Consider the following 23,829-nt stretch of genomic DNA (forward strand, 5'->3'; position numbering starts at 1 on the left):
GCAGGCCGAGCCGGGTCGGAACCGGACATCCGGGCATGCCGATCCGGCCGGAACCGGACAGTCGTGCCGACCAGGGGCGCGGTACGCAGGTCCCCTCGGCGCGGGGCCAACGCAGGAAGTCGGCCACCCACGTGCGCCACACCCGGGGCTCGGCCCGAAGGCCGAGGAAGCCCTGCTCCCGGCCCTCGGGTCCCGCTTCAACCCGCAGCTATCGAAGTCGCGGTGAGCAGGCCAGGACCGGGAGAGGAACGCCCCGCCGACGCTACTTCCCGTGCGGGTCGGCGGCGTTCAGCGTCTCGACCACCTTGTCGTAGTCGCCGCGCGCCTCGCCGTACCGGAGGAACTTGACCCGCTCGACCTGGATCTCCTTCGCCTCGGGCTGCGCCTCCAGCAGCCCGACCACCTCCGCCACGAACTCGTCCAGCGGCACCGCGAACTCGCTGTGCTCCTGCCCGGGCAGCAGCGAGGTACGCACGGCCGGCGGTTCGAGCTCCACGATCTTCACGGTCGTGTCGGCGAGCTGCAGCCGAATCGACTCGCTGAGCATGTGGATCGCGGCCTTGGACGCGTTGTAGCTCGGGGTGACCTTCAGCGGCGCGAACGCGAGGCCCGACGAAACTGTCATGATCGTGGCATCCGGCTGCGCCCGCAGGTGCTCGATGAACGCGGCGACGAGCCGGATCGGGCCGAGCACGTTGGTGTTCACCACAGCCTCGGCGGAGGCGAGGAACGTCTCGGGCTGGTGCCAGTCCTCGACGCGCATGATGCCGGCCATGGTGACGAGGACGTTGAGGTCCGGGTGCCTCGCCAGCACCTCCCGCGCGGCCGACGCGATGCTCGCCGGGTCCGCCGTGTCGATCGTGACCGTGTCGATGCCGGGGTGCTCGGCGGCGATCTGCTTCAGCAGATCGGTGCGGCGGCCGCCGACGATGACGGTGTTGCCCCTGGCCTGCAGTTCGAGGGCGAGGGCGAGGCCGATCCCGCTCGTGGAGCCGGGAATGAAGACGGTGTTTCCGGAGATGTTCATGCACCCACCTTCGCCGGTCCGCCGGGGTGGATGAAGAGAGCGCTCATCAGGGGATCGGCAATCCCTGGTTCGTCCCGGCGGCAGGCGGATACTCGGATCATGGACCGTGCAGCCCTGGCCGACTTCCTCCGCCGCCGCCGGGAGGCGCTGCAGCCCGGGGACGTCGGGCTGGCAGCCGGCGCGCGGCGGCGGGCGCCGGGCCTGCGGCGCGAGGAGGTGGCCGCCCTGGCCGCCATGTCGACCGACTACTACACCCGGCTGGAGCAGCAGCGCGGCCCGCAGCCGAGCCCGCAGATGCTCGCCGCGCTGGCCCGGGCGCTACGGCTGACGACCGGCGAGCGCGACTACCTGTTCCGGGTGGCGGGGCACAACGCCCCGGCGCGGGTGACGACGGCGACGCACGTCGCCCCGGCGCTGCTGCGCGTGCTGGACCGGCTCGACGACACCCCGGCGCTCATCCTGTCCAACCTCGGCGAGATCCTCGTGCAGAACCGGATGGCCGAAGCCCTGTTCGGGGACCGGTCGGGCCACACGGGCCTCGCCCGCAGCGAGATCTACCGGTGGTTCACCGACCCGGCCGAGCGGCTGCGCTACCCGGAGGACGACCGCCCCCGGCAGAGCCGCGCCCAGGTCGCCAACCTGCGCGCCGCGTACGGGTCGATGGGCCCGCGGTCGCGCGCCCGTGAGCTGGTGCGGGCGCTGCAGAAGGCGAGCCCGGAGTTCGCCGAGCTGTGGGAGCGGCACGAGGTCGCGCAGCGCTTCGCCGACCACAAGACGCTCATCCACCCCGAACTCGGCGCGATCGAGCTGGACTGCCAGGTCCTGTTCACCGAGGACCAGTCCCAGGCGCTGCTCGTGCTCACCGCGCCACCGCGCAGCGAGGGCGACGAGAAGCTGCGGCTGCTCGCCGTGCTGGGGCACGAGCGCTTCCCCGCCGACACCACACCTGGTTAGCCCCACCGCACACCACGCGGCCGGTGGCCGGGCCGAAGCGCGGGTGCGGGCGGCAGATCCCCCGCCGACCGGCCGCCAGGCGGAAGGGGCCGTTCGGGGGCCACCACGACACCGCACCCACTGCCATGATCACCCGGTGCTCGCGAAGAACTCCCGCGTCCTGCTCACCGCCGCCACCCTCGCCCTGGCCGCCATCGTCGCGCTCGTCGTCGGTCCCGCGCCCCACCGGACCCCGGTACGGGCCGCCGTGCTGAAGGCGCCGGCCGGCCACGGACCGGCCACGGTGGGCGGGACCGCCGTACCGCCGGCTCCCGGGCAGAGCGGGCAGCCCGGGAGCGGTAGGCGGCCCGGGGAGGACTTCGGGCTGCCCGGGGCGACGCCGCCGGGCACCCTGCCGCCGGTGGTCGACCACGGTCCGCGTACCGGACGCAAGGTGGCCCTCACCTTCGACGCCGACATGACCGACACCATGCGCCGGCAGCTGCGCGGGCCGCACCCGCCGTCGTACGCGAACCTGGCGATCGTCGAGCTGCTGGAGCGCGAGCAGGTGCCGGCCACCTTCTTCCTCACCGGCAAGTGGGTCGAGGACTACCCGGAGCTGACCCGTCGGCTCGCCGCCAACCCGCGCTTCGAGCTGGCCAACCACACCTACGGGCACGCGGCGTTCACCCCGCGCTGCTACCACCTGACGCCGCTGCCCCGGCGGGAGATGACCCGGGACGTGGCGCGGACCTTCGAGGTGATCGGCCGGTACGGCGGCCGGCAGACCCGCTACTTCCGCTTCCCCGGCCTCTGCCACGACCGGGCAGCGCTGGCCGAGCTGGCTCCGCTCGGACTGACCGTGGTGGACGGTGACGTGGTCAGCGGCGATCCGTTCGCCACCGCCTGGCAGCCGATCGTCCGGGCGGTGCTGAGCCAGGTCCGGCCCGGTTCGGTGATCATCCTGCACGTCACCGAGGCGAACGCGGCGATGACCGACGAGGCGCTGCCCCGCATCCTGGCCGGGCTGGCCGAGCGAGGTCTGGAACCGGCCCCGCTCTCCGAGGTGCTCGGCAGGTGAGCCGGAGCGCGGGCGGCAAGTTTGCGCGACCCGCCTAACCTGCGGCCATGACGTACCAGCCGATCCCGGTGCCCCCGCGTGACAACCGCCGTACCCTGCGGATCGTCCTGATCGTGGTGGGCGCGGTGCTGGCGGTCTGCTGCCTCGGCGGCGCGGTCGGCGGCTTCTTCGTCTACGGCGCGGCGAAGGAGGCGGTCGGGCCGGTCCGGGAGACCACCACGAGCTACCTGGACGCCATCCGGAGCGGCGACCACCAGCGGGCGTACGGCCTGCTCTGCCGCGAGGAGCGGGAGCGGACGTCGCTGGCCGAGTTCCGCCGGCGGTGGGAGGCCGAGCCGCGCCTGGTCGACTACGACGTCGCGGGGCTGACCGTCAACAACACCAACGGCCGGGTCCGGGGCACCGCCACCGTGCGGCTGACGACGGAGACCGGCGGCGCGAGCACCCAGGTGTTGACGCTGGTCAAGGAGGGCGGGGCCTGGCGCCTGTGCGGGTGACGGTCCCGCCGAACTCCGCGCCGAAGTCGGGCAAATGCCTACCATCGGTACAGGAGTCGAGAGGGAGGCCGTCATGACCACATCGATCGAGATGCCCCGGGTGCAGGAGTGCACCGTGGCGTCGTGCGCCTACAACCGCACCAACGACTGCCACGCCTTCGCCATCACCGTCGGCAGCAGCGACCACGCCCACTGCCACACCTTCGTCGAGATGCCGGTGCGGGGCGGAATCGAGCAGCTCATCGCGCAGGTGGGTGCGTGCAGCCGGTCGGACTGCCGGCACAACTCGGAGCTGGAGTGCCACGCCCCGGCGATCACCGTCGCCCCGGACCAGGACATGGCCGACTGCGTGACGTACCAGCCGCTGACCGTGTGAGCCCGCGCGACCGGGCGGTCGCGCGGGCGATGGGCCGCGGTCAGGCGGTGAGGCCGTTGGCCTGGCGGATCACGCCGACCAGTTCGTCGATGATCCCGGTCAGGGCGAAGTCCTTCGGGGTGAAGACCCGGGCGACCCCGGCGGCGCGCAGCGCCTCGGCGTCCCCGGCGGGGATGATGCCGCCGACGACCACCGGCAGGTCACCCCGTCCGGCCGCGCGCAGCCCGTCCAGCACCGCCGGCACGGCCGCCAGGTGCGAGCCGGAGAGCACCGAGAGCCCGACCAGGTCCACGTCCTCCTCGACGGCGGCGGCGACAACCTGCCCGGCGGTCAGCCGGATGCCCTGGTAGACCACCTCGAAGCCGGCGTCCCGGGCGCGTACCGCGATCTGCTCGGCGCCGTTGGAATGCCCGTCCAGGCCCGGCTTGCCGACCAGCAGCCGCAGCCGCCCGCTGCCCAGCTCCCGGGCGGTGGCGGCGACCCGTTCCCGGACCGCGACGAGGGTGGCGTCCCCGCCGACCCCGGCCGCGCCGGTCAGCCCGGTCGGCGCGCGGTACTCGCCGAAGACCTGGCGCAGCGCGCCGGCCCACTCGCCGGTGGTCACCCCGGCCCGCACGCACTCCAGCGTCGCCGGCATCAGGTTCGTCGTGGTCGCGGCGTCCGCCCGCAGCCGGGCCAGTGCCGCGTCGACGGCCGCCACGTCCCGGTCGGCCCGCCATTCGCGTACGGAGGCGGTGGCGGCCGCCTCGACCGCCGGGTCGACCTGCTCGACGGCCTCGGCGCCGGCCGCGGTCAGCGGGGAGGGCTCGGTCTCGGTGTACCGGTTGACGCCCACCACCACGTCGGCGCCGGACTCCATCCGGCGGCGCCGGTCGGCCAGCGAGGCGACCAGCGCGCTCTTGAGGTAGCCGCTCTCCACGGCGGCCACCACGCCGCCCATCTCCAGCACCTTCTCCAGCTCGACGCGGGCGCCGGTGACGATCTCGTCGACCAGCGCGGTCATCACGTGCGAGCCCTCGAAGAGGTCCGGGTACTCCAGCAGGTCCGACTCGTACGCCAGCACCTGCTGCATCCGCAACGACCACTGCTGGTCCCAGGGCCGGGGCAGGCCGAGCGCCTCGTTCCAGGCGGGCAGCTGCACCGCGCGGGCCCGGGCGTCCCGGGAGAACGTGACGCCGAGCATCTCCAGCACGATGCGCTGGATGTTGTTCTCCGGCTGCGCCTCGGTCAGGCCGAGCGAGTTGACCTGCACGCCGTAGCGGAAGCGGCGCTGCTTGGGGTTCTCCACGCCGTAGCGCTCACGGGTGATCTCGTCCCAGAGCGCGCCGAAGGCGCGCATCTTGGCGATCTCCTCGACGAAGCGCACCCCGGCGTTGACGAAGAACGAGATCCGCTGGACCACGTCGCCCATCCGCTCGGCGGGCACCTGGCCGGAGTCGCGAACCGCGTCGAGCACGGCGACGGCGGTGGCCAGCGCGAAGCCGACCTCCTGCACCGGCGTCGCGCCGGCCTCCTGGAGGTGGTACGAGCAGATGTTCGTCGGGTTCCAGCGTGGCATCTCGCGCAGCGTGTACGCGATGACGTCGGCGGTCAGCCGCAGCGACGCCGCCGGCGGGAAGATGTACGTCCCCCGGGAGAGGTACTCCTTGATGATGTCGTTCTGCGTCGTCCCCGCGCAGCGGGACAGCTCCGCGCCCTGCTCCGCGCCGACCGTGCCGTAGAGGGCGAGCAGCCACATCGCCGGCGCGTTGATGGTCATCGAGGTGTTCATCTCGGCGAGCGGGATGCCGTCGAAGAGCGCCCGCATGTCGCCCAGGTGGGCCACCGGCACTCCGACCCGGCCCACCTCACCGGCGGCCAGCTCGTGGTCCGGGTCGTACCCGGTCTGGGTCGGCAGGTCGAAGGCGACCGACAGACCGGTCTGGCCCTTGGCCAGGTTGCGCCGGAAGAGCGCGTTGGTGGCCGCGGCGGAGGAGTGCCCGGCGTACGTGCGCATCACCCAGGGGCGGTCGCGCTCGGGCAGCCGGCCGGAGAGTGCCTTCTCGTCCATGGCCGGAGTTTAAGTTACCGTTCAGTAAAACGGGCTGTGGAAAACCACACAGGTCCATGGAGCGGACCACCGGGCACGGCCGACGCGACATGGCCGACACCACCACACCCCGGGCGGCCGGGACGGCGTCCCAGGTCGCACACTGGACGTCATGGATGACGAGCTCGCGATCTCCGTACGGGGACTGCGCAAGGCGTACGGCGACACCGTCGCGGTGGCGGGGGTCGACCTCGACGTCCGGCGCGGCGAGGTGTTCGCCCTGCTCGGCCCGAACGGCGCGGGCAAGACCACCACCGTGGAGATCCTGGAGGGCTACCGGCAGCGCGACGCCGGCGAGGTGTCGGTGCTGGGCAGCGACCCGGCCCATGCGGACCCGCACTGGCGGTCCCGGGTCGGCATCGTGCTCCAGGGCACCGGCGAGTTCGACGAGCTGACCGTGGCCGAGGTGGTCCGGCACTTCTCCGGCTTCTATCCCGACGCCGACGACCCGGACAAGGTCGTCGAGCGGGTCGGCCTGGCCGGCAAGGCGAAGGCCCGCACGCACACCCTCTCCGGTGGCCAGAAGCGCCGACTCGACGTGGCGCTGGGCATCATCGGCCGCCCCGAGCTGCTCTTCCTCGACGAGCCGACCACCGGCTTCGACCCGGAGGCCCGGCGGGAGTTCTGGGAGCTGATCCGGGACCTGGCGGCGGCCGGCACCACCATCGTGCTGACCACCCACTACCTGGACGAGGCCGAGTCGCTCGCCGACCGGGTCGGGGTGATCGCAGGCGGCCGGCTGGTCGAGGTGGCCCCGCCGAACCGGCTGGGCAACCGGCAGGAGGCCCTGGCGACCGTTTCCTGGCGTACCCCGGACGGGACGCCGCAGACCGCGCAGAGCGCGGCGCCGACGGCGCTGGTGGCCGAGCTGGCCGCGCGCTTCGGCGGCGAGATCCCCGGCCTGACCGTGACCCGGCCGACCCTGGAAGACGTCTACCTGCGGATGATCGGACAGTCATGACGACCACGACGAAGCCGGCGGCCCCGGTCGCCGCCACCGGTGGCCGGCGGGTGGGGCCCGGTGCCCTCGCGCTGCGGCAGGGCCGGCTGGAGATCACCCAGTTCCTGCGCAGCCGGGAGTCCGTCGTCTTCACGATGGGCTTCCCGATCATCATGATCCTGATCTTCGCGGCGATCTTCGACGGCACCATCGGCGGCGGGGTGAAGTTCACCCAGTACTTCATCACCGGCATGATCGCGACCGGGCTGATGACCGTGAGCTTCCAGAACCTGGGCATCTGGATCCCCATCGAGCGGGACCGGGGGGTGCTCAAGCGCTACCGGGGCACGCCGATGCCGAAGTGGGTCTGGTTCGCCGGCAAGGTGATCATGGTGGTGGCGATCGGCGTCGCGGAGACCGCGCTGCTGCTGGCCGTCGCCGTGACGCTGTTCGACCTCGACCTGCCCGGCACCGCCGCGAAGTGGTTCACCTTCGGTTGGGTCTCCGTGCTCGGGGTGACCGCCTGCACCCTGTGCGGCATCGCCATCTCCTCGCTGGCCCGCACCGCACGCAGCGGGTCCGCCGTGGTCACGCCGGTCGCCCTGGTGCTCCAGTTCATCTCCGGGGTGTTCTTCGTCTTCACCGAGCTGCCCACCTGGATGCAGCAGGTCGCGGCGCTCTTCCCGCTCAAGTGGATGTGCCAGGGGCTGCGGGCGGTCTTCCTGCCGGAGAGCTTCGGCGCCCAGGAGCCGGGCGGCTCCTTCGAACTGGGCCGGGTCGCCCTGGTGCTCGCCGCGTGGTGCGTCGTCGGCCTGGTGCTCTGCCTGACCACCTTCCGCTGGACCACCAAGCGCGACGGCTGACGACGGGAAAGGGGGCGGGCGCACCGGCACCCGCCCCTTTTTTCGTGCCCGGACTCAGTACGTGTAGAAGCCCTTGCCGGTCTTGCGGCCCAGGTCGCCGGCGGTGACCATGCGCTGGAGCAGTTCCGGCGGGAAGAACTTCTCGTCGGCGGTGTCGGTGTAGATGTTCTTCGAGGCGTGCAGCAGCACGTCCACGCCGGTCAGGTCGGTGGTGGCCAGCGGACCCATGGCGTGGCCGAACCCGAGCTTGCAGGCGGTGTCCAGGTCCTCGGCCGACACCACGCCCGACTCGACCAGCTTGACCGCCTCGACGACCAGCGCCGCGATCAGCCGGGTGGTGACGAAACCGGCGATGTCCCGGTTGACCACGACGACCGTCTTGCCGATCCCCTCGGCGAACGCCTTCACCGTCGCCATGGTCTCGTCGCTGGTCTTGTAGCCCCGGACCAGCTCGCAGAGCTTCATCATCGGCACCGGCGAGAAGAAGTGGGTGCCGACGACCGCCTCCGGCCGCTGCGTCACCGACGCGATCTGGGTGACCGGGATGGCCGAGGTGTTGGTGGCCAGCACCGCGTCGGCCTTGCAGATCTTGTCCAGCGCGCGGAACACCTCGTGCTTGATCTCCAGCCGCTCGAAGACCGCCTCGACCACGATGTCCGCGTCGGCGACCGACTCCAGGTCGGTGGTGGGGGTGATCCGGCCCAGCGTCGCCTCGACCTCGGACGCGTCGATCCGGCCCTTCTCGGCGAACTTCTCCAGCGACTTCCGGATGCCGTCGACGCCCCGCCCGGTGGCCGCGTCGTCCAGGTCGCGCAGCGTCACCTGCCAGCCCGCCTGCGCCGCCACCTGGGCGATGCCCGAACCCATCAGCCCGGCACCGACGACCGCGAGTCGACCCGCCATCTACTTCTCCCTCGCTGCGAATGAGTGTCTGTCTGCACCCTAGTCGGCGAGCCTGAACGACGGCTAAGGCCCCGGCCGCGGCGGCGGGACCGGTCAGATGGTGAGGTCCGGGGCCTCCGGCGCGGTCCCCCGCTCCACCCGCACACCGAGCGCCCGCAGGTCGGCCACGAAGTCCGGATAGCCCCGGTCGACGTGGTACACGTGGGAGACCTCGGTGACCCCCTCGGCGCAGAGCCCCGCGATGATCAGACCCGCGCCGGCCCGGATGTCGGTGGCGCGTACCGGGGCGCCGGAGAGGCGGTCGCGACCGCGCACCACCGCGTGGTGGCCGTCGGTCTTGATGTCCGCCCCCAGCCGCATCATCTCGTTGGCGAACATGAACCGGCCGTCGAAGATGTTCTCGGTGATCAGGGAGGCGCCGTCACTCACCGCGGCCAGGCCGATCGCCATCGGCAGCAGGTCGGTGGCGAAGCCCGGGTACGGCAGGGTGACCACGTCGACCGCGGCGGGCCGGTCGTCGACGCGTACCCGGAAGGCGTCGCCGCGGGTCTCCACCAGCGCGCCCGCCGAGACCAGCTTGTCCAGCGCGACCTCCAGGTAGGCCGGGTCCACGCCGGTGACGGTGACGTCCCCCCGGGTCATCGCGGCGCCGAACGCCCAGGTGCCGGCGACGATCCGGTCCCCCACCGTGGCGTGCCGCACCGGGTGCAGCTCGGGCACCCCGACGATCCGCAGGGTGGAGGTGCCCGCGCCGGAGATCCGCGCGCCCATCTGGTTGGCCATCGTGCAGATGTCGACGATCTCCGGCTCCCGGGCCGCGTTGTCGATCACCGTCACGCCGCGGGCCAGCACCGCCGCCATCACCAGGTTCTCGGTCGCCCCCACGCTGGGGAAGTCCAGCACGATCTCCGCGCCGTGCAGGCCATTGGGAGCCGAGGCGATGACGAAGCCGTGCTCACCGGAGATGTCGGCGCCCATCCGGGTCAGCCCGGAGATGTGCATGTCCAGCCCCCGCGAGCCGATCGCGTCCCCGCCCGGGTGGGCCACCCGGACGTGCCCGCGCCGGGCCAGCAGCGGGCCCAGCACGCAGATCGACGCGCGCAACCGGCGGACGAGGTCGTAGTCGGCCTCCGCGCCGGGCCGCTCCGGGACGTCGATGACGACCGACCGGGACCGGGCGGCCCCGCCGCGGGCGACCATCGGGTCGACCGGATCGTCCGCCTCGAACCGCACGCCGCAGCCGAGCCGGCGCAGCACCTCCCCCATGATCGCGATGTCGGTGATCCGGGGGACGTTGGTGATCACGCTGCGCCCCGGGGCGAGCAGCGCGGCGGCCATCAGCTTGAGCGCGGAGTTCTTGGCGCCGACCACGTGCACCGTGCCGGCCAGCCGGGCGTCGCCGCCGACCCGGATGACGTCGACGTCGTTGACCGCCTGGTCGACGGCGTCACCGGCCCCCGCTCCGCCCGGCCAGCCGCAGGCAGGGTCCGGCCGTGCCGGGATCGTCAGGTCCGGTATCCGTAGGCTGTGCGTCATGGCCGTCCACCTCACGCGCATCTACACCAAGGCCGGCGACGCCGGCATGACCAGGCTGAGCAACAACGAGCAGGTGCCGAAGACCGATCCGCGGATCGCCGCGTACGCGGATGTCGACGAGTGCAACGCCGCGATCGGCGTGGCCCTCGCCCTGGGGCAGCTCGACGAGGAGCTCCGGGCGGTGCTGGGGTCGATCCAGAACGACATGTTCGACGTCGGCGCCGACCTGGCCACCCCGGTCGAGCCGGATCCGGCGTACCCGCCGCTGCGGGTCACCGAGGAGTACGTGGAGCGCCTCGAGGGCTGGTGCGACGAATACAACGCACGCCTGAGCAAGCTCGACTCCTTCATCCTCCCCGGCGGCACCGCTGGCGCGGCGCTGCTGCACGTCGCACGGACGGTCGCCCGGCGCGCCGAACGGGCCGCCTGGGCACTGGTCGCGCACGACCCGGATCGCACCAGCTCCCTTCCGGCAAAGTATCTCAACCGCCTCTCCGATCTGCTGTTCATCCTGTCAAGAACGGCAAATCCGAACGGAGATGTGCTATGGGTGCCGGGCGGTAAGCGCTGAGCGCCGGCGCGCTGCACCACGTCGAGGTCTGGGTGCCCGACCTCGACGCCGCCAAGGCCAGCTGGGGCTGGTTGCTGGGCGAGTTGGGCTGGACGCCGTACCAGGACTGGCCCGCCGGCCGGTCCTGGCGGCTCGGCCCGACGTACCTGGTGCTGGAGGAGTCCCCCGCGCTGTCGGGGCGGGCGCACGACCGGCTCGCCCCCGGGCTCAACCACCTCGCGTTCCACGCCGGTCCGCCCGCCGCGGTGGACCGGCTGGTCGCGGCCGCGCCCGCGCACGGCTGGACGCTGCTCTTCCCGGACCGCCACCCGCACGCCGGCGGCCCGAACACCTACGCCGCCTACCTCACCGACACCCACGGCTACGAGGTGGAACTGGTCGCCTCCGACCAAACCCGGTAACGGCACAAGGTAAGAAGCGTCTGACGGTGCCGGATACGTGAGGTGTTTCCGGGAACCGGGAGATCAGGCCGCGGGCCAGTCCTGGGAGGCCATACGCGGCGAGGCCGCCCCGGGCGGGGCGGCCTCCAACCAGCTGAGGAATCCGGTGACGGTGGAACGCGCCATGGCGATCTCGACCGGAGCGTGGTGACTGGTACACCGGAGGATCACCCAGTCGGCGGGCATCGAGAGGCGCTCCTGGCCCTCGGGCAGGCGCCGTCGCTCCACCACCAGCTCCTTGCGGGAGAGCACCCGCTTGGGTCGCAGGGCGAAGCTGAACATCCGGTACCACCGGAGCTCGTCGCCGACGAAGCGGCCGAAGCCGGGCGACCAGCCCCGGCCGTCGAGCACCGTGGTGACCCGGACGCCGAGCCGGATGATGCCTCCGCTACGGGTGACCAGGGCCCGCCGGATGAAGAGGATCAGGATCGCGGCGACCACCACCGCAAAGCCGATTCCGATCCCTTCCACGATCTCCATCGGCGGGTCGGCTCAGCGCGCGGGGGTGGCCGGGGAGGCGCTCTCGGCGAGGACGGTGACGCCCTCACCGGTCACCGACAGGAAGCCGCCGGCGATGTCGTACGCGACCTGCTGGCCGCCGGCCTGCTTGATGCGGACCTGGCTGGGCTCCGCCAGCTGGCCGAGCAGGGGCGCGTGCCCCGGCAGCACACCCAGCTCACCCTCGGTCGTCCGGGCGACGACCATCTCGGCCTCGCCGGACCAGACCTTCTCCTCGACGGCTACGAGCTCGACGTGAAGCTGCTGTGCCACGCTGTCTCCTTGCTGCGGCGGCGGAATGTCGAAAGTCTAGTCCCGCCGCCGGGAGCGCCCCAACGCGGGTGGCGAGACCTGCGCCACCCGGTGTCGTGACACGCAGAGCCGGGCCGGCGGGGAGCCGGCCCGGCGGTGGCGCGGAGGTCACTTGTTCCGGTTACGGAACTCCGGGTGTTCGAGCAGGAACGCGTCGAGCTGTTCGTTCTTCAGCGCGGTGAAGAAGTCGTCCGCGGCCGGCAGCAGGCGCTCGCCCCGGTACGCGTTGCCGGTGCCGATGCCCTCCCCCGGCAGCTTGATCAGCTCGACGTTCTCCGACCGGACGCCCTTGAGGGCGATGGCGAAGTCGACCACGCTGTTGCCCCGGCCGTTGAAGGTCAGCGACTGGCCGGCGGCCCGGATCACCCGGTCCAGCTTGATCGGGTTGGTCACCACGTCGGCGCTGAACGCCTGGTTGACCATCGCCTTGATGAACTGCTGCTGGTGGCGCTGGCGGCCGTAGTCGGCGTCCGGAACGCCGTTCTTGGGGTAGCGCTGCCGCACGTAGTCCAGCGCCTGCCAGCCGCTCAGGTGCTGGTTGCCCTTCTTGTACTCCGCCTGCGGCCCGATGTACCCCTCGCCGTACGGGTTGCCCTTGCGGTGCGTGCCGTCCGGCTCGCGGTGCTCGGACTTCACGTCCCGCTCGATGTACATGTCGACGCCGCCCATCGCGTCGACGATCTTCTGGAAGCCGGTGAAGTTGATGATCGCGCCGGCGTCGAACCGCTCGATGCCGGTCACGTTCTGCACGGTCTTGGCGAGCAGCTCGAAGCCCTGCGGGGCGCTCGGGTTCTGCCCCTGCACGACGCTGCCGTGCGACATGGCCCCGTTGAGCTTCCCGCTGCCGCCGCCGTAGCCGGCCTTGTCGAACTCCGGGATGTCGACGTAGAGGTCGCGAGGCAGCGAGAACAGGTACGCCCGGTCCATCGACGCCGGCACGTGCAGCACCATGATCGAGTCGGCCAGCGGCCGATCCTGCGGCTTGCGCGGGTCGATGCCGACCAGCAGGATGTTGAGCGGGCCCTTGACGTCGCTCTTGCGCTCCTGCGCCCCGGCCGCCTGGTCGCCGAAGAGGTCGGCCTTGCCGACGGCGCCCTCGTACCGGGCCAGCAGCGCCTCGTAGCCGACCAGCACCACGCCGCTGAGCAGCATGAGCACGGCGCCGAAGATGGTGCACGTCCTGGCCCACCGCGGCACGCCCGACCACATGGACGGCTTGCCGCCGCCCTTGCCGGCCTTACCCACGAATTTCTCCATTCGTCGACACGCCCACGACTCAATGACGGGCGGACGCAGCCGAAAAGTTGCACCGGATCGACGCCGATTGGCGGGCGTCGCGCTCGAAACGGTACCCCGCCGCCGTGGGAATCGCTCACCCGACAATCGGACACCCGGTCCGATCAGGCCCGCAACGGCCGAAGGCCACCCCGGCGAACCGGGGTGGCCTTCGTCAGTTGTGGCGGAGTTCTCAGCCCTCCGACATCAGTTCCTTCGCCTTGCGCTCCAGGTCCTCGAGACCGCCGCACATGAAGAAGGCCTGCTCGGGGAAGTGGTCGTACTCGCCCTCGCTGATCTTCTTGAACGCCTCGATGGTCTCGCTGATCGGGACCGTCGAGCCCGGCACGCCGGTGAACTGCTCGGCGGCGTAGGTGTTCTGCGACAGGAAGCGCTCGATCCGCCGGGCCCGGGCCACGGTGATCTTGTCTTCCTCGGAGAGCTCCTCGATACCGAGGATGGCGATGATGTCCTGCAGGTCCTTGTAGCGCTGCAGGATCCGCTTCACCTCGGTGGCGACCTGGAAGTGGTCGGCACCGACGAACTCCGGGGCGAGGATCCGGGACGAGGACGCCAGCGGGTCCACGGCCGGGTAGATGCCCTTGTCGGAGATCGACCGCTCCAGGTTGGTGGTGGCGTCGAGGTGGGCGAAGGTGGTGGCCGGCGCCGGGTCGGTGTAGTCGTCGGCGGGCACGTAGATCGCCTGCATCGAGGTGATGGCCTGGCCCCGGACGGAGGTGATCCGCTCCTGGAGCTCGCCCATCTCGTCGGCCAGGGTCGGCTGGTAACCCACGGCGCTCGGCATGCGGCCGAGCAGCGTGGAGACCTCGGAACCGGCCTGGGTGAAGCGGAAGATGTTGTCGATGAAGAGCAGCACCTCCTGCTTCTTCACGTCGCGGAAGTACTCGGCCATGGTCAGCGCGGAGAGCGCGACCCGCAGCCGGGTGCCCGGCGGCTCGTCCATCTGGCCGAAGACCAGCGCGGTCTTGTCGATGACGCCGGACTCGGTCATCTCGGCGATGAGGTCGTTGCCCTCACGGGTCCGCTCACCCACGCCGGCGAAGACCGACGTACCACCGAAGTTGTTCGCCACCCGGGTGATCATCTCCTGGATGAGCACCGTCTTGCCCACGCCGGCGCCGCCGAACAGTCCGATCTTGCCGCCCTTGACGTACGGGGCGAGCAGGTCGATGACCTTGATGCCGGTCTCCAGCATCTCGGTCTTCGGCTCCAGGTCCGCGAAGGCCGGAGCCTTGCGGTGGATGCCCCACCGGTCGTCCGGCTGGAGCACCTCGCCCTCGGTCAGGTTGAGGCACTCGCCGATGGCGTTGAAGACGTGGCCCTTGACCGCGTCACCGACCGGAACGCTGATCGGCGAGCCGGTGTCGCTCACCTCGGTGCCGCGGACCAGGCCGTCGGTCGGCTGCATCGAGATGGCGCGGACCATGTTGTCACCCAGGTGCTGGGCGACCTCCAGGGTCAGCGTCTTCGCGCCGCCGGAGAGCTCCACCTTCACCTGCAGGGCGTTGAACAGGGCCGGCATCGCGTCGCGCGGGAACTCGGCGTCGACGACCGGGCCGATGACCCGGACCACGCGACCCGTGGCCGTCTTGGTCTCCACTGGTGCAGTCATCACACTTCACTTCCCGACGCGGCCAGCGCGTTCGCGCCGCCGACGATCTCGCTGATCTCCTGGGTGATCCCGGCCTGGCGGGCCGAGTTCATCTCACGCGTGTACTTCTCGATCATCTCTTCGGCGTTGTCGGTGGCGCTCTTCATCGCCCGCCGCCGCGCCGCCGACTCACTCGCCGCCGACTCGATCAACGCCGCGTAGATCCGCGTGTTGATGTACTTCGGCAGCAGCGCGTCGAGCAGCGCCTCCGCCTCCGGCTCGAACTCGTACGCCGGCAGCAGACCCTCGGACCTCGGCCGGTCCTCGACCTGCATCGGCCCGATGACCTTCGCGACCGGGTTCTGGGTCATCAGCGAGTGGAACTCGGTGTAGACGATGTGCAACTCGTCGATGCCGAGCACCCCGTCCGCCCCGGCGCCGCCGTCGGCGTCGTCCGCACCGGCCGAGAACGCCTTGATCAGCGTCTCGCCCACCTCGCGGGCGTCGGCGAACGAGGGCTGCTCCGAGAAGCCGGTCCAGTTCGCCTCGATCGGCCGGTTGCGGAACCGGTAGAACGTGACGCCCTTACGCCCGATGACGTAGAGGACCGGATCCTTGCCGTCGGCCTTCAGCCGGGCGATCAGCGACTCCGCCATCCTGATCGCGTTGGAGCTGTAACCGCCGGCCAGGCCACGGTCGCTGGTGACCAGCAGGACGCCCGCCCGCCGCACACGCTCACGCGGGGTGAGCAGCGGGTGGTCGATCCGGGCGTTGGACGCCAGCGCCGTGAGCACGCCGGTGATGGCCTGGGCGTACGGCAGGGACGCCTGCACCCGGGCCTGGGACTTGGCGATCCGGCTCGTCGCCACGAGCTCCATCGCCTTGGTGATCTTCTTCATCCCCTTCGCCGAGCGGATCCGTTGGCGAAGAACGCGTACCTGGGCGGCCATGGATCAGCTCTCTACCGGGCGGTCGGTCTGGCCGTCGCGGAAGCGGGTCACCGACTCGCGGTTCTCCTCGCCCTCGAGCGGCTTGGCCGGCGCCTCGTTGATCCGCTGCTCGTCCTCCTTGCCCAGGAACATCTGCTTGAACTCGGTGATGGCCCGGTCCAGGGTGCCGATGATCTCGTCGTCCCACTTGTTGTCGGCGATCGCCGCCAGGACACCCTCGTGCTTGTGCCGCAGGTACTGGAGGAACTCGGCCTCGAAGCGACGCACCTCGCCGACCGGGATGTCGTCCAGCTTGCCCTCGGTGCCGGCCCAGACCGTGACGACCTGCTCCTGCACCGGGTACGGCGAGTAGTTCGGCTGCTTGAGCAGCTCGACCAGGCGGGAACCGCGGTCCAGCTGGGCCCGGGAGGCCCGGTCCAGGTCGGAGGCGAAGGCGGCGAACGCCTCCAGCTCGCGGTACTGGGCCAGGTTGAGCCGGAGCGAACCGGCGACCTTCTTCATCGGCTTGACCTGCGCGGCGCCACCGACCCGGGAGACCGAGGTACCGACGTTGATGGCCGGCCGGACGCCCTGGTTGAACAGGTCGGTCTCGAGGAAGATCTGGCCGTCGGTGATCGAGATGACGTTGGTCGGGATGAAGGCCGAGATGTCGTTGGCCTTCGTCTCGATGATCGGCAGACCGGTCATCGAGCCGCCACCCAGCTCGTCGGAGAGCTTCGCGCAGCGCTCCAGCAGGCGGGAGTGCAGGTAGAAGACGTCACCCGGGTACGCCTCGCGGCCCGGCGGGCGACGCAGCAGCAGCGACACGGCGCGGTACGCCTCGGCCTGCTTGCTCAGGTCGTCGAAGACGATCAGGACGTGCTTGCCGCCGTACATCCAGTGCTGCCCGATGGACGAGCCGGTGTAGGGGGCGAGGTACTTGAAGCCGGCCGGGTCGGAGGCCGGGGAGGCCACGATGGTGGTGTACTCCATCGCGCCCGCCTCCTCCAGGATGCCCTTGATCGAGGCGATCGTGGAGGCCTTCTGGCCGATGGCGACGTAGATGCAGCGGACCTGCTTCTTCGGGTCGCCGGAGCGCCAGTTGTCGCGCTGGTTGAGGATGGTGTCCAGGGCGACCGTGGTCTTGCCGGTCTTCCGGTCACCGATGATCAGCTGACGCTGGCCCCGACCGACCGGGGTCATGGCGTCGATCGCCTTGATACCGGTCTGCAGCGGCTCGTCGACGGACTGCCGGGACATCACGTTCGGGGCCTGGAGCTCCAGCTCGCGGAAGCCCTCGTTGGCGATGTCGCCGAGCCCGTCGATCGGCTGGCCGAGCGCGTCGACCACACGGCCGAGGAAGGCGTCGCCGACCGGCACGGAGAGCACCCGGCCGGTGCGCTTGACGCGCTGCCCCTCCTCCAGCTTCGCGGAGTCACCGAGAACGACGACACCGATCTCCCGGACGTCGAGGTTCAGCGCCACGCCGAGCGTGCCGTCCTCGAACTCCAGGAGCTCGTTGGTCATGGTCGAGGGCAGGCCCTCGACATGGGCGATGCCGTCGCCGGTGTCGGCGACGGTGCCGACCTCCTCGCGGGAGACGTCGGACGTGTAGGAGGAGACGTAGCGCTCCAGGGCGCCGCGGATCTCCTCCGTCGAGATGGTCAGCTCGGCCATCCTCTGCTTCCTTAAGTATCAGGGTCCCGGGATACCTAGTACCGACCGGTCCGAATGGCGTCGATCAGGGCTGCGGAGACGCTGGTCAGCGCTTCGCGAGCGCGTTGCGGGTCTCGTTGAGGCGGCGCAGGACGGTGCCGTCGTACAGGTCGGAACCGACCTGAACGCTCACCCCACCGAGCACCTCCGGGTCGACCGTCTGCTTGACGGAAACCTCTCGACCGTACATCGCGGAGAGGCGGGCACCGAGGCGTCGCTCCTCCTCGTCAGTCAACGGGGCTGCCACGGTGACGTACGCCACCTGACGGTCCCGCCGTTCGGCGGCGAGTTCGACCAGCCGGGTGAGCGATCCGGTGAAGGAACGCCCCCCGAAGCCGGCCAGCGCCACCTCGATGAGGCGGACGGTGGCCAGCTTGGCCTTGCCGGCCAGCAGCTCGCCGACCAGGACAGCCCGCTGGTCCACCGGGGCGACCGGGTTGGACAGCACCGCGGAGAGCGCGGGCTGGCCGGCGACGACCTGCCCGAAACGGAACAGCTCGTCCTCGACCTCGCCCAGGTCACCCGCGGCGTCGACGCTGGCCAGCACGGCCTCCACGCCGAGCCGCTCGGCGCCGTCGAGCAGTTGCGACGGCGCCGACCAACGGCCGGAGACCAGCGAGGCGAGCAGGTCGAGCGCGCCCTCGCTGATCTTGCCCCGCAGCATCTCGCCGAGCAGACCGGCGCGGTCCGCGCCGGACCGGGCGGGGTCCGAGAGGGCCCGCCGCAGCCGAGGCTCCCGCCGGAGCAGGCCGGCGACGGCGAGCAGGTCGTTCGCGGTGTGGGCCACCGCGACCGGGTCGGCACCGCGCGCGTACGCGTCGAGGTGCTCCGCCGCGACCTTGTACGACTCCCGGCTGGCGGCCTGCATCAGCGGGCCCCCGCGCTCTCGAGACCGCTCAGGAACCGGTCGACGGTGCCCTTGCGACGAGCCTCGTCGGCGAGCGACTCACCGACGATCTTGCTGGCCAGGTCCACCGCGATCGTGCCCACCTCGGTGCGCAGCTCGCGCACGATGGTGGCCCGCTCGGCGGTGAGCTGCTCCTTGCCCGCGGCGATGATCCGGTCGGACTCCTCCCGCGCCTTGGCGAGGATGTCCTGGCGGATGCCCTCCGCGTCGGCCCGGGCGTCGTCCCGGATCTTGGCGGCGTCGGTCCGCGCCTCGGCGAGCTGCGCCCGGTACTGCTCGAGGAGCTGGTTGGCCTCGGCCTGGGCGGCCTCGGCGCGCTTGATGCCACCCTCGATCGCGTCGACCCGCGCCTGGAACGTCTGCTCCATGCGGGGGAAGACGAACTTCATCAGCACGAAGCAGAGCAGGATGAAGGCGACGCCACCTACCACGATCTCCTGCCAGATCGGCACGATCGGGTTGTGGGTCGACTCACCACCCTCAGCGGCGGCGAAGAAGAACATGGAAGACCTCCCGGTCAAAGGGGGGCGGGATTAGAGCTGGCCCTGCCAGATGAAGCCGAAAGCGATACCCAGCAGCGCGAGCGCCTCGATGACGGCGAAGCCGATCCAGACGTACGGCAGGGTCATCCGCGACGACTCCGGCTGGCGGGCGGTCGACTGGATGTAGGCGGCGAAGACCAGGCCGACACCGATGCCCGGGCCGATGGCCGCGAGACCGTAGCCGATGGCGGCGGTGCTGCCCTCTACCGCGGCGTAGACGTCCATTAGTGGGTTCCTCCTGGTTATCACGCGTGACGGTCACGCGGGACGACAACTGTTGGTACGAAGTGGATCAGTGCTCGTCGGCGAGCGCGCCCTGCACGTAGCTGGCGGTCAGCACCGTGAAGACGTAGGCCTGCAGGACGATCACCAGGAACTCGAGGAAGGTCAGCGCGATGGTCATCGCCCAGGACAGCACCGAGACCGGGGCCAGCCAGGTGTTGGCGCTGAGCATCGCGAAGCCGCCGAGCGTGAAGACCAGCAGGAGCATGTGGCCGGCGAACATGTTCGCGAAGAGACGGACGGCCAGCGAGAACGGCCGGACGAGGAAGGTCGAGAAGAACTCGATCGGGATCAGCAGCGGCAGGATGTACCAGGGTGCCGGCGGGATCAGAGAGTTCTTGACGAACTTGCCGAAGCCGTGGTGCTTGATGCCGGCGTAGATGAACAGCACGTAGCTGATCACCGCGAGGAACGCCGGGAAGGCGATGTGCGAGTTCGGTGAGATCTGGAACAGCGGCAGGATCGCGAAGAAGTTGGTCAGCAGGATGAAGCAGAACAGCGTGGTGAAGTACGGCGCGAACCGCACCCCCGCGTGCCCGATCATGTCGACCGCGATGTTGTTCCGCACGAAGCCGTAGATCGACTCGGCGAACCACTGCTTCTTCGTCGGGACCAGCTGCGGCTTCCGGTAGCTGGCCAGGAAGAAGATGATCAGAACGCCGACCGCGATCCAGACCATCGCTGTGATCTTGGTGAACCAGTAGGAGTCGTGCGCACCCCAGGGCAGGATGCTGGGCAGGTAGAAGTCCTCCACACTGGGTGGGAATGCCGCCTGGCCCGCTGCCAGGACGTTCGCCTGTCCGAACACCGCGTCCCTTCCTAAGTAGGCGTGCCGAGTCGGCGGACGACCAGGATGATTCCCCCGGCCATGCCGAGCACGACGCCGATCCCGGTGGCGATGCCGCCGGAGTCGAGCCACTGGTCGACCAGCCAGCCGATGAAACCCCAGACGAGCATGCCCCCGATGAGGTATGAGAGCGCAGTCCAACCCTGACCGGCGCCGGTCGGAACATCGTCCGGGCCGCCGGTGGGTCGGGGGGTTTGGTCACCAGCCATGACGGGGCGAACGATATCAGCCGGGAAGACGAGGCTGTGCCTCACCCCCCGCACAACCGTCGTTGTGTGGGCGTCTGGCGGGTGCAGTCGTCTGGAGGCACGCTACTCCCCTTCCGCCACCCAGAGAATGACCGAAGGTGGACAGACGCGCGCGTCGCCCGCCAGGTGGGACGCCGCCACGAATCGACCACGCCCGGTGTGCGCCCGACCGGTCAGCCGGCGGCCTCGCGCCGGTGCACCCTGGTCAGCCACCAGATGTGCACCCCGGTCCAGACCGCCACGCCCGCCGCGATGCCGAGGCAGAGCGGGATCAGCCCGGCCCAGCCGGTCGACGCCACGGCCACCATCACGACCCCCAGCAGGGTGAACTTGGCGGCGTACAGGCCGAGTCCGAACGGGAGCACCAGCTGCGGGTTGACCGCGTCGGCCCAGGCCAGCACCACGGTGGTCAGCGTGTAGCTGGCCGCCGTCACCGCCACCCCGGCCGCCGCGCCGAGCGCCGCGTCGCCACCGCCGACCACCCCGCCCACCAGGGCGGCCACCGCACCGAGCAGCACCGAGGCGATCAGCAGCACCGGCAGGTGGCGCAGCCGCCAGCGCCGGTCCGCGGCCGCCTCCGCCGCGCGCACCCCGGGCTCAGCCACGGGGGTACGCCGGGAAGGCGGCGGCCAGCTCGGCGACCTCGCCGGCGATCCCGGCGAGCGTGTCCGCTCCCCCGGGCGCGGCCGGGTCGGTGCGTACCGCGCGGGCGATCAGCGAGGCGACCTGACGCATCTCCGGGACTCCCATGCCCTGGGTGGTGACGCTCGGCGTGCCGACCCGGATGCCGGAGGCCACCATCGGCTTCTGCGGGTCGTACGGGATCGCGTTCTTGTTCAGGGTGATGGTCGCGGCGTCGCAGCGGGCCTCGGCCGCCGCGCCGGTCACCCCGATCTCGCGCAGGTCGATCAGGGCGAGGTGGGTGTCGGTGCCGCCGGAGACCGGGCGCATCCCCTCGGCGGCCAGCCCGGCGGCGAGCGCCCGGGCGTTCTGCACCACCTGCCCGGCGTACGCCCGGAACTCGGGCTGCGCGGCCTCGCGCAGGGCGACCGCCTTGGCCGCGACGGCGTGCATCAGCGGGCCGCCCTGGGTGAACGGGAAGACCGCCTTGTCGATCCGGGCGGCCAGTGACTCCCGGCAGAGGATCATGCCGCCGCGCGGGCCGCGCAGCACCTTGTGGGTGGTGAAGCAGACGACGTCGGCGTACGGCACCGGCGAGGGGATGGCCCGACCGGCGACCAGCCCGATGAAGTGCGCGGCGTCGACCATCAGGTACGCGCCGACCTCGTCGGCGATCTCCCGGAACCGGGCGAAGTCGATCAGCCGGGGATAGGCGGTCGCGCCACAGATGATCATTTTGGGCCGGTGTGCCAGGGCGAGGTCGCGGACCTCGTCGTAGTCGATCAGCTCGGTGTCCGGCCGGACGGTGTAGCCCACCGGATGGAACCACTTGCCGGAGAAGTTCACCCGGCTGCCGTGGGTGAGGTGCCCGCCGTGCGGCAGGTCCATCGCCAGCACCGTGTCGCCGGGCTGCACCAGGGCGGCGTACGCGGCGAGGTTGGCGCTGGCCCCGGAGTGCGGCTGGAGGTTGGCGTGCTCGGCGTCGAAGAGCTCCTTCGCCCGGGCGATGCCGATCTCCTCGGCCCGGTCGACCTCGCCGCAGCCGCCGTAGTAGCGCCGACCCGGGTAGCCCTCGGCGTACTTGTTGGTCAGCGTCGAGCCGAGCGCCGCGAGCACCGCCGGGGAGGTGAGGTTCTCGCTGGCGATCAGTTGCAGGCCGCCGCGCAGCCGTTCCAGTTCGCCCAGCACCACCCCGGCGATTTCCGGGTCGACGGTACTGAGCTGCTGGAAGTCCGGCCCCCAGAAGGTGTTGCTCGCGTTCTCCACAGCGAAGGAGTCTATGGGGCCGCACACTGGAAACCGTGAGATGCCTGGTCACCGGAGCCACGGGTTACATCGGCGGACGGCTCGCCCCCCGGCTGCTCGCCGAGGGGTACGAGGTGCGCTGCCTGGCCCGCAAGGCCGGACGGCTGCGCGACGTGCCGTGGGCGGCGCGGGCCGAGGTGGTCGAGGGCGACCTGCGCCGGCCGGAGACGCTGCCCGCCGCGTTCGACGGCGTCGACGTCGCGTACTACCTGGTGCACTCGCTCGGGCAGGCCGACTTCGAGGCGGCCGACCGGGAGGCGGCGACCCACTTCGCCGCGGCGGCCGCCCGGTCCGGCGTACGCCGGATCGTCTACCTGGGCGGGCCGGAGCCGAAGCAGGACGGCGAGGTCCCCTCGCCGCACCTGCGCTCCCGGGCGGAGGTGGCGCGGATCCTGCTGGCCAGCGGCGTGCCGACGGTGGTGCTGCGGGCCGCCGTGATCATCGGGTCCGGATCGGCCTCGTTCGAGATGCTGCGCTATCTCACCGAGCGGCTGCCGGGGATGGTCACCCCGCGCTGGGTGCGCAACCGGATCCAGCCGATCGCGGTCCGCGACGTGCTGCGCTACCTGGTCGCCGGCGCGACGCTGCCGCCCGAGGTGGACCGGGCCTTCGACATCGCCGGCCCGGACGTGCTCACCTTCGAGCAGATGATGCAGCGGTACGCCCGGGTGGCCGGGCTGCGCCGCCGGGTGATCGTGCGGGTGCGGCCGCTGACGCCGTCGCTCTCCTCGTACTGGGTCGGGCTGGTCACCCCGGTGCCCAACAAGATCGCCCGGCCGCTGGTGGAGAGCCTGGTCCACGAGGCGGTCGCGGACGAGCACGACATCGCCCGGTTCGTCCCCGACCCGCCGGGCGGGTTGACCGGCTTCGACGAGGCCGTGGCGCTGGCGCTGGCCAAGGTGCGCGACGCCGAGGTGGAGACCCGCTGGTCCACCGCGAGCGGCCCGGACGCGCCGGCCGAGCCGCTGCCCAGCGACCCGAAGTGGTCCGGCGGCACGGTCTACACCGACGTCCGGACACGCGACGTGGACGCCCCGACCAGCGCGCTGTGGCGGGTGATCGAGGGGGTCGGCGGCGAGCACGGCTGGTACTCGTTCCCCCTGGCCTGGTCGGTGCGGGGCTGGCTGGACCGGCTGATCGGCGGGGTCGGGCTGCGCCGGGGCCGGCGGGACCCGCACCGGCTCCAGGTCGGCGAGGCGCTGGACTTCTGGCGGGTCGAGGAGATCGTGCCGGGCGAGCTGCTGCGGCTGCGCGCCGAGATGCGGCTGCCCGGCCGGGCCTGGCTGGAGATGCGCGCCGAGCCCGCCACCGACGGCCGCAGCCGGTACGTGCAGCGCGCCGTCTTCCTCCCCCGCGGCCTGGCCGGGCACGCGTACTGGGGCTCGGTCGCCCCCTTCCACACCATCGTCTTCGGCGGCATGGCCCGCAACATCGCCCGGGGCGCCGAGCACGCCACCCGCTGACCCGCTCCGAGGCGGG

At 71.3% G+C, this 23,829-nt stretch carries 26 protein-coding genes; 9 read left to right on the plus strand and 17 right to left on the minus strand.

All coding sequences use genetic code 11. The features are described 5' to 3' along the window. Positions 1-262 precede the first annotated feature (262 nt). A complete protein-coding gene (locus ACTWM8_RS25065) occupies positions 263-1,027 on the minus strand; it encodes an SDR family oxidoreductase (RefSeq protein WP_446211148.1) in 765 nt (254 codons plus the stop codon). A 99-nt stretch (positions 1,028-1,126) separates the two neighbouring features. Here ACTWM8_RS25065 and ACTWM8_RS25070 point away from each other — a divergent pair, with 99 nt between their 5' ends. The 4 genes from ACTWM8_RS25070 to ACTWM8_RS25085 all read left to right on the plus strand — a co-directional run bounded on the left by ACTWM8_RS25070 (position 1,127) and on the right by ACTWM8_RS25085 (position 3,914). After that, positions 1,127-1,981: a helix-turn-helix transcriptional regulator gene (locus tag ACTWM8_RS25070; RefSeq protein ID WP_446211149.1), complete on the plus strand. Its 855-nt coding sequence runs from the start codon at positions 1,127-1,129 to the stop codon at positions 1,979-1,981. Between the two features lie 136 nt (positions 1,982-2,117). Continuing rightward, positions 2,118-3,041 (plus strand): polysaccharide deacetylase family protein, encoded by a 924-nt coding sequence (locus ACTWM8_RS25075; protein ID WP_446211150.1) that lies wholly within the window; start codon positions 2,118-2,120, stop codon positions 3,039-3,041. A 47-nt stretch (positions 3,042-3,088) separates the two neighbouring features. Beyond that, complete coding sequence (locus tag ACTWM8_RS25080; protein WP_446211151.1) at positions 3,089-3,538, plus strand: Rv0361 family membrane protein; 450 nt, start codon at positions 3,089-3,091, stop codon at positions 3,536-3,538. Between the two features lie 73 nt (positions 3,539-3,611). Next, entirely contained in the window at positions 3,612-3,914 is a 303-nt protein-coding gene (locus ACTWM8_RS25085) for a DUF1540 domain-containing protein (RefSeq protein WP_357914764.1), read from the plus strand. 40 nt (positions 3,915-3,954) lie between these two features. Here ACTWM8_RS25085 and ACTWM8_RS25090 read toward each other — a convergent pair whose 3' ends face one another. Then, the gene (locus ACTWM8_RS25090; protein ID WP_446211152.1) at positions 3,955-5,964 is read right to left on the minus strand and encodes a protein meaA; all 2,010 of its coding nucleotides are present in this window, start codon (positions 5,962-5,964) and stop codon (positions 3,955-3,957) included. Between the two features lie 151 nt (positions 5,965-6,115). Here ACTWM8_RS25090 and ACTWM8_RS25095 point away from each other — a divergent pair, with 151 nt between their 5' ends. After that, entirely contained in the window at positions 6,116-6,964 is an 849-nt protein-coding gene (locus ACTWM8_RS25095; RefSeq protein WP_446211153.1) for an ABC transporter ATP-binding protein, read from the plus strand. Then, complete coding sequence (locus ACTWM8_RS25100) at positions 6,961-7,806, plus strand: ABC transporter permease (RefSeq protein ID WP_357611539.1); 846 nt, start codon at positions 6,961-6,963, stop codon at positions 7,804-7,806. Before ACTWM8_RS25095 ends, ACTWM8_RS25100 begins: the two co-directional genes overlap by 4 nt. A gap of 54 nt (positions 7,807-7,860) precedes the next feature. Here the strand turns inward: ACTWM8_RS25100 and ACTWM8_RS25105 are convergent, their stop codons facing one another. Together ACTWM8_RS25105 and murA are read right to left on the minus strand one after the other, a co-directional pair. Further along, positions 7,861-8,709 carry a 3-hydroxyacyl-CoA dehydrogenase family protein gene (locus ACTWM8_RS25105; RefSeq protein WP_446211154.1) on the minus strand — a complete coding sequence of 283 codons (849 nt, stop codon included), beginning with the start codon at positions 8,707-8,709 and terminating at the stop codon, positions 7,861-7,863. 93 nt (positions 8,710-8,802) lie between these two features. Further along, positions 8,803-10,245 carry a UDP-N-acetylglucosamine 1-carboxyvinyltransferase gene (gene murA / locus ACTWM8_RS25110; protein WP_446211155.1) on the minus strand — a complete coding sequence of 481 codons (1,443 nt, stop codon included), beginning with the start codon at positions 10,243-10,245 and terminating at the stop codon, positions 8,803-8,805. On the opposite strand from murA, the gene ACTWM8_RS25115 reads away from it, so the two are divergent. Beyond that, entirely contained in the window at positions 10,244-10,816 is a 573-nt protein-coding gene (locus ACTWM8_RS25115) for a cob(I)yrinic acid a,c-diamide adenosyltransferase (protein ID WP_088960578.1), read from the plus strand. The genes murA and ACTWM8_RS25115 overlap by 2 nt on opposite strands. Continuing rightward, positions 10,813-11,217 carry a VOC family protein gene (locus ACTWM8_RS25120; RefSeq protein ID WP_446214666.1) on the plus strand — a complete coding sequence of 135 codons (405 nt, stop codon included), beginning with the start codon at positions 10,813-10,815 and terminating at the stop codon, positions 11,215-11,217. The genes ACTWM8_RS25115 and ACTWM8_RS25120 overlap by 4 nt, the downstream gene beginning before the upstream one ends. A gap of 63 nt (positions 11,218-11,280) precedes the next feature. On the opposite strand, the gene ACTWM8_RS25125 is transcribed toward ACTWM8_RS25120, so the two are convergent. The 13 genes from ACTWM8_RS25125 to ACTWM8_RS25185 all read right to left on the minus strand — a co-directional run bounded on the left by ACTWM8_RS25125 (position 11,281) and on the right by ACTWM8_RS25185 (position 22,311). Then, on the minus strand, positions 11,281-11,736 hold the full coding sequence (locus ACTWM8_RS25125) for a DUF2550 domain-containing protein (RefSeq protein ID WP_280836003.1): 456 nt from the start codon (positions 11,734-11,736) through the stop codon (positions 11,281-11,283). A 12-nt stretch (positions 11,737-11,748) separates the two neighbouring features. Continuing rightward, positions 11,749-12,027 carry a F0F1 ATP synthase subunit epsilon gene (locus ACTWM8_RS25130; RefSeq protein WP_446211156.1) on the minus strand — a complete coding sequence of 93 codons (279 nt, stop codon included), beginning with the start codon at positions 12,025-12,027 and terminating at the stop codon, positions 11,749-11,751. 147 nt (positions 12,028-12,174) lie between these two features. After that, positions 12,175-13,275 (minus strand): LCP family protein, encoded by a 1,101-nt coding sequence (locus tag ACTWM8_RS25135; protein WP_446214667.1) that lies wholly within the window; start codon positions 13,273-13,275, stop codon positions 12,175-12,177. A gap of 259 nt (positions 13,276-13,534) precedes the next feature. Then, positions 13,535-14,974, minus strand: coding sequence for a F0F1 ATP synthase subunit beta (atpD, locus tag ACTWM8_RS25140; RefSeq protein WP_446211157.1), 1,440 nt, complete (start codon positions 14,972-14,974; stop codon positions 13,535-13,537). Continuing rightward, positions 14,974-15,903, minus strand: a complete 930-nt coding sequence (locus ACTWM8_RS25145) for a F0F1 ATP synthase subunit gamma (RefSeq protein WP_446211158.1) — start codon at positions 15,901-15,903, stop codon at positions 14,974-14,976. The genes atpD and ACTWM8_RS25145 overlap by 1 nt, the downstream gene beginning before the upstream one ends. 3 nt (positions 15,904-15,906) lie before the next feature. Next, complete coding sequence (gene atpA / locus ACTWM8_RS25150; RefSeq protein ID WP_446211159.1) at positions 15,907-17,559, minus strand: F0F1 ATP synthase subunit alpha; 1,653 nt, start codon at positions 17,557-17,559, stop codon at positions 15,907-15,909. A gap of 85 nt (positions 17,560-17,644) precedes the next feature. Beyond that, positions 17,645-18,466: a F0F1 ATP synthase subunit delta gene (locus ACTWM8_RS25155; protein WP_446211160.1), complete on the minus strand. Its 822-nt coding sequence runs from the start codon at positions 18,464-18,466 to the stop codon at positions 17,645-17,647. Next, positions 18,466-19,008: a F0F1 ATP synthase subunit B gene (locus tag ACTWM8_RS25160; RefSeq protein ID WP_446211161.1), complete on the minus strand. Its 543-nt coding sequence runs from the start codon at positions 19,006-19,008 to the stop codon at positions 18,466-18,468. The genes ACTWM8_RS25155 and ACTWM8_RS25160 overlap by 1 nt, the downstream gene beginning before the upstream one ends. 30 nt (positions 19,009-19,038) lie before the next feature. After that, on the minus strand, positions 19,039-19,272 hold the full coding sequence (locus ACTWM8_RS25165; protein WP_334490889.1) for an ATP synthase F0 subunit C: 234 nt from the start codon (positions 19,270-19,272) through the stop codon (positions 19,039-19,041). 67 nt (positions 19,273-19,339) lie between these two features. After that, positions 19,340-20,137, minus strand: a complete 798-nt coding sequence (gene atpB / locus ACTWM8_RS25170; RefSeq protein WP_446211162.1) for a F0F1 ATP synthase subunit A — start codon at positions 20,135-20,137, stop codon at positions 19,340-19,342. Positions 20,138-20,148: 11 nt separating this feature from the next. Then, entirely contained in the window at positions 20,149-20,385 is a 237-nt protein-coding gene (locus tag ACTWM8_RS25175) for an AtpZ/AtpI family protein (protein ID WP_302746006.1), read from the minus strand. Between the two features lie 212 nt (positions 20,386-20,597). Further along, entirely contained in the window at positions 20,598-21,029 is a 432-nt protein-coding gene (locus ACTWM8_RS25180) for a hypothetical protein (protein ID WP_446211163.1), read from the minus strand. Then, the gene (locus ACTWM8_RS25185; protein WP_446211164.1) at positions 21,022-22,311 is read right to left on the minus strand and encodes a serine hydroxymethyltransferase; all 1,290 of its coding nucleotides are present in this window, start codon (positions 22,309-22,311) and stop codon (positions 21,022-21,024) included. The genes ACTWM8_RS25180 and ACTWM8_RS25185 overlap by 8 nt, the downstream gene beginning before the upstream one ends. Positions 22,312-22,346: 35 nt before the next feature. On the opposite strand from ACTWM8_RS25185, the gene ACTWM8_RS25190 reads away from it, so the two are divergent. Then, positions 22,347-23,813, plus strand: a complete 1,467-nt coding sequence (locus ACTWM8_RS25190) for an SDR family oxidoreductase (RefSeq protein ID WP_446211165.1) — start codon at positions 22,347-22,349, stop codon at positions 23,811-23,813. The last annotated feature ends 16 nt before the right edge of the window (positions 23,814-23,829 follow it).

The sequence above is a fragment of the Micromonospora sp. IBSANI012 genome (genome assembly GCF_052814045.1).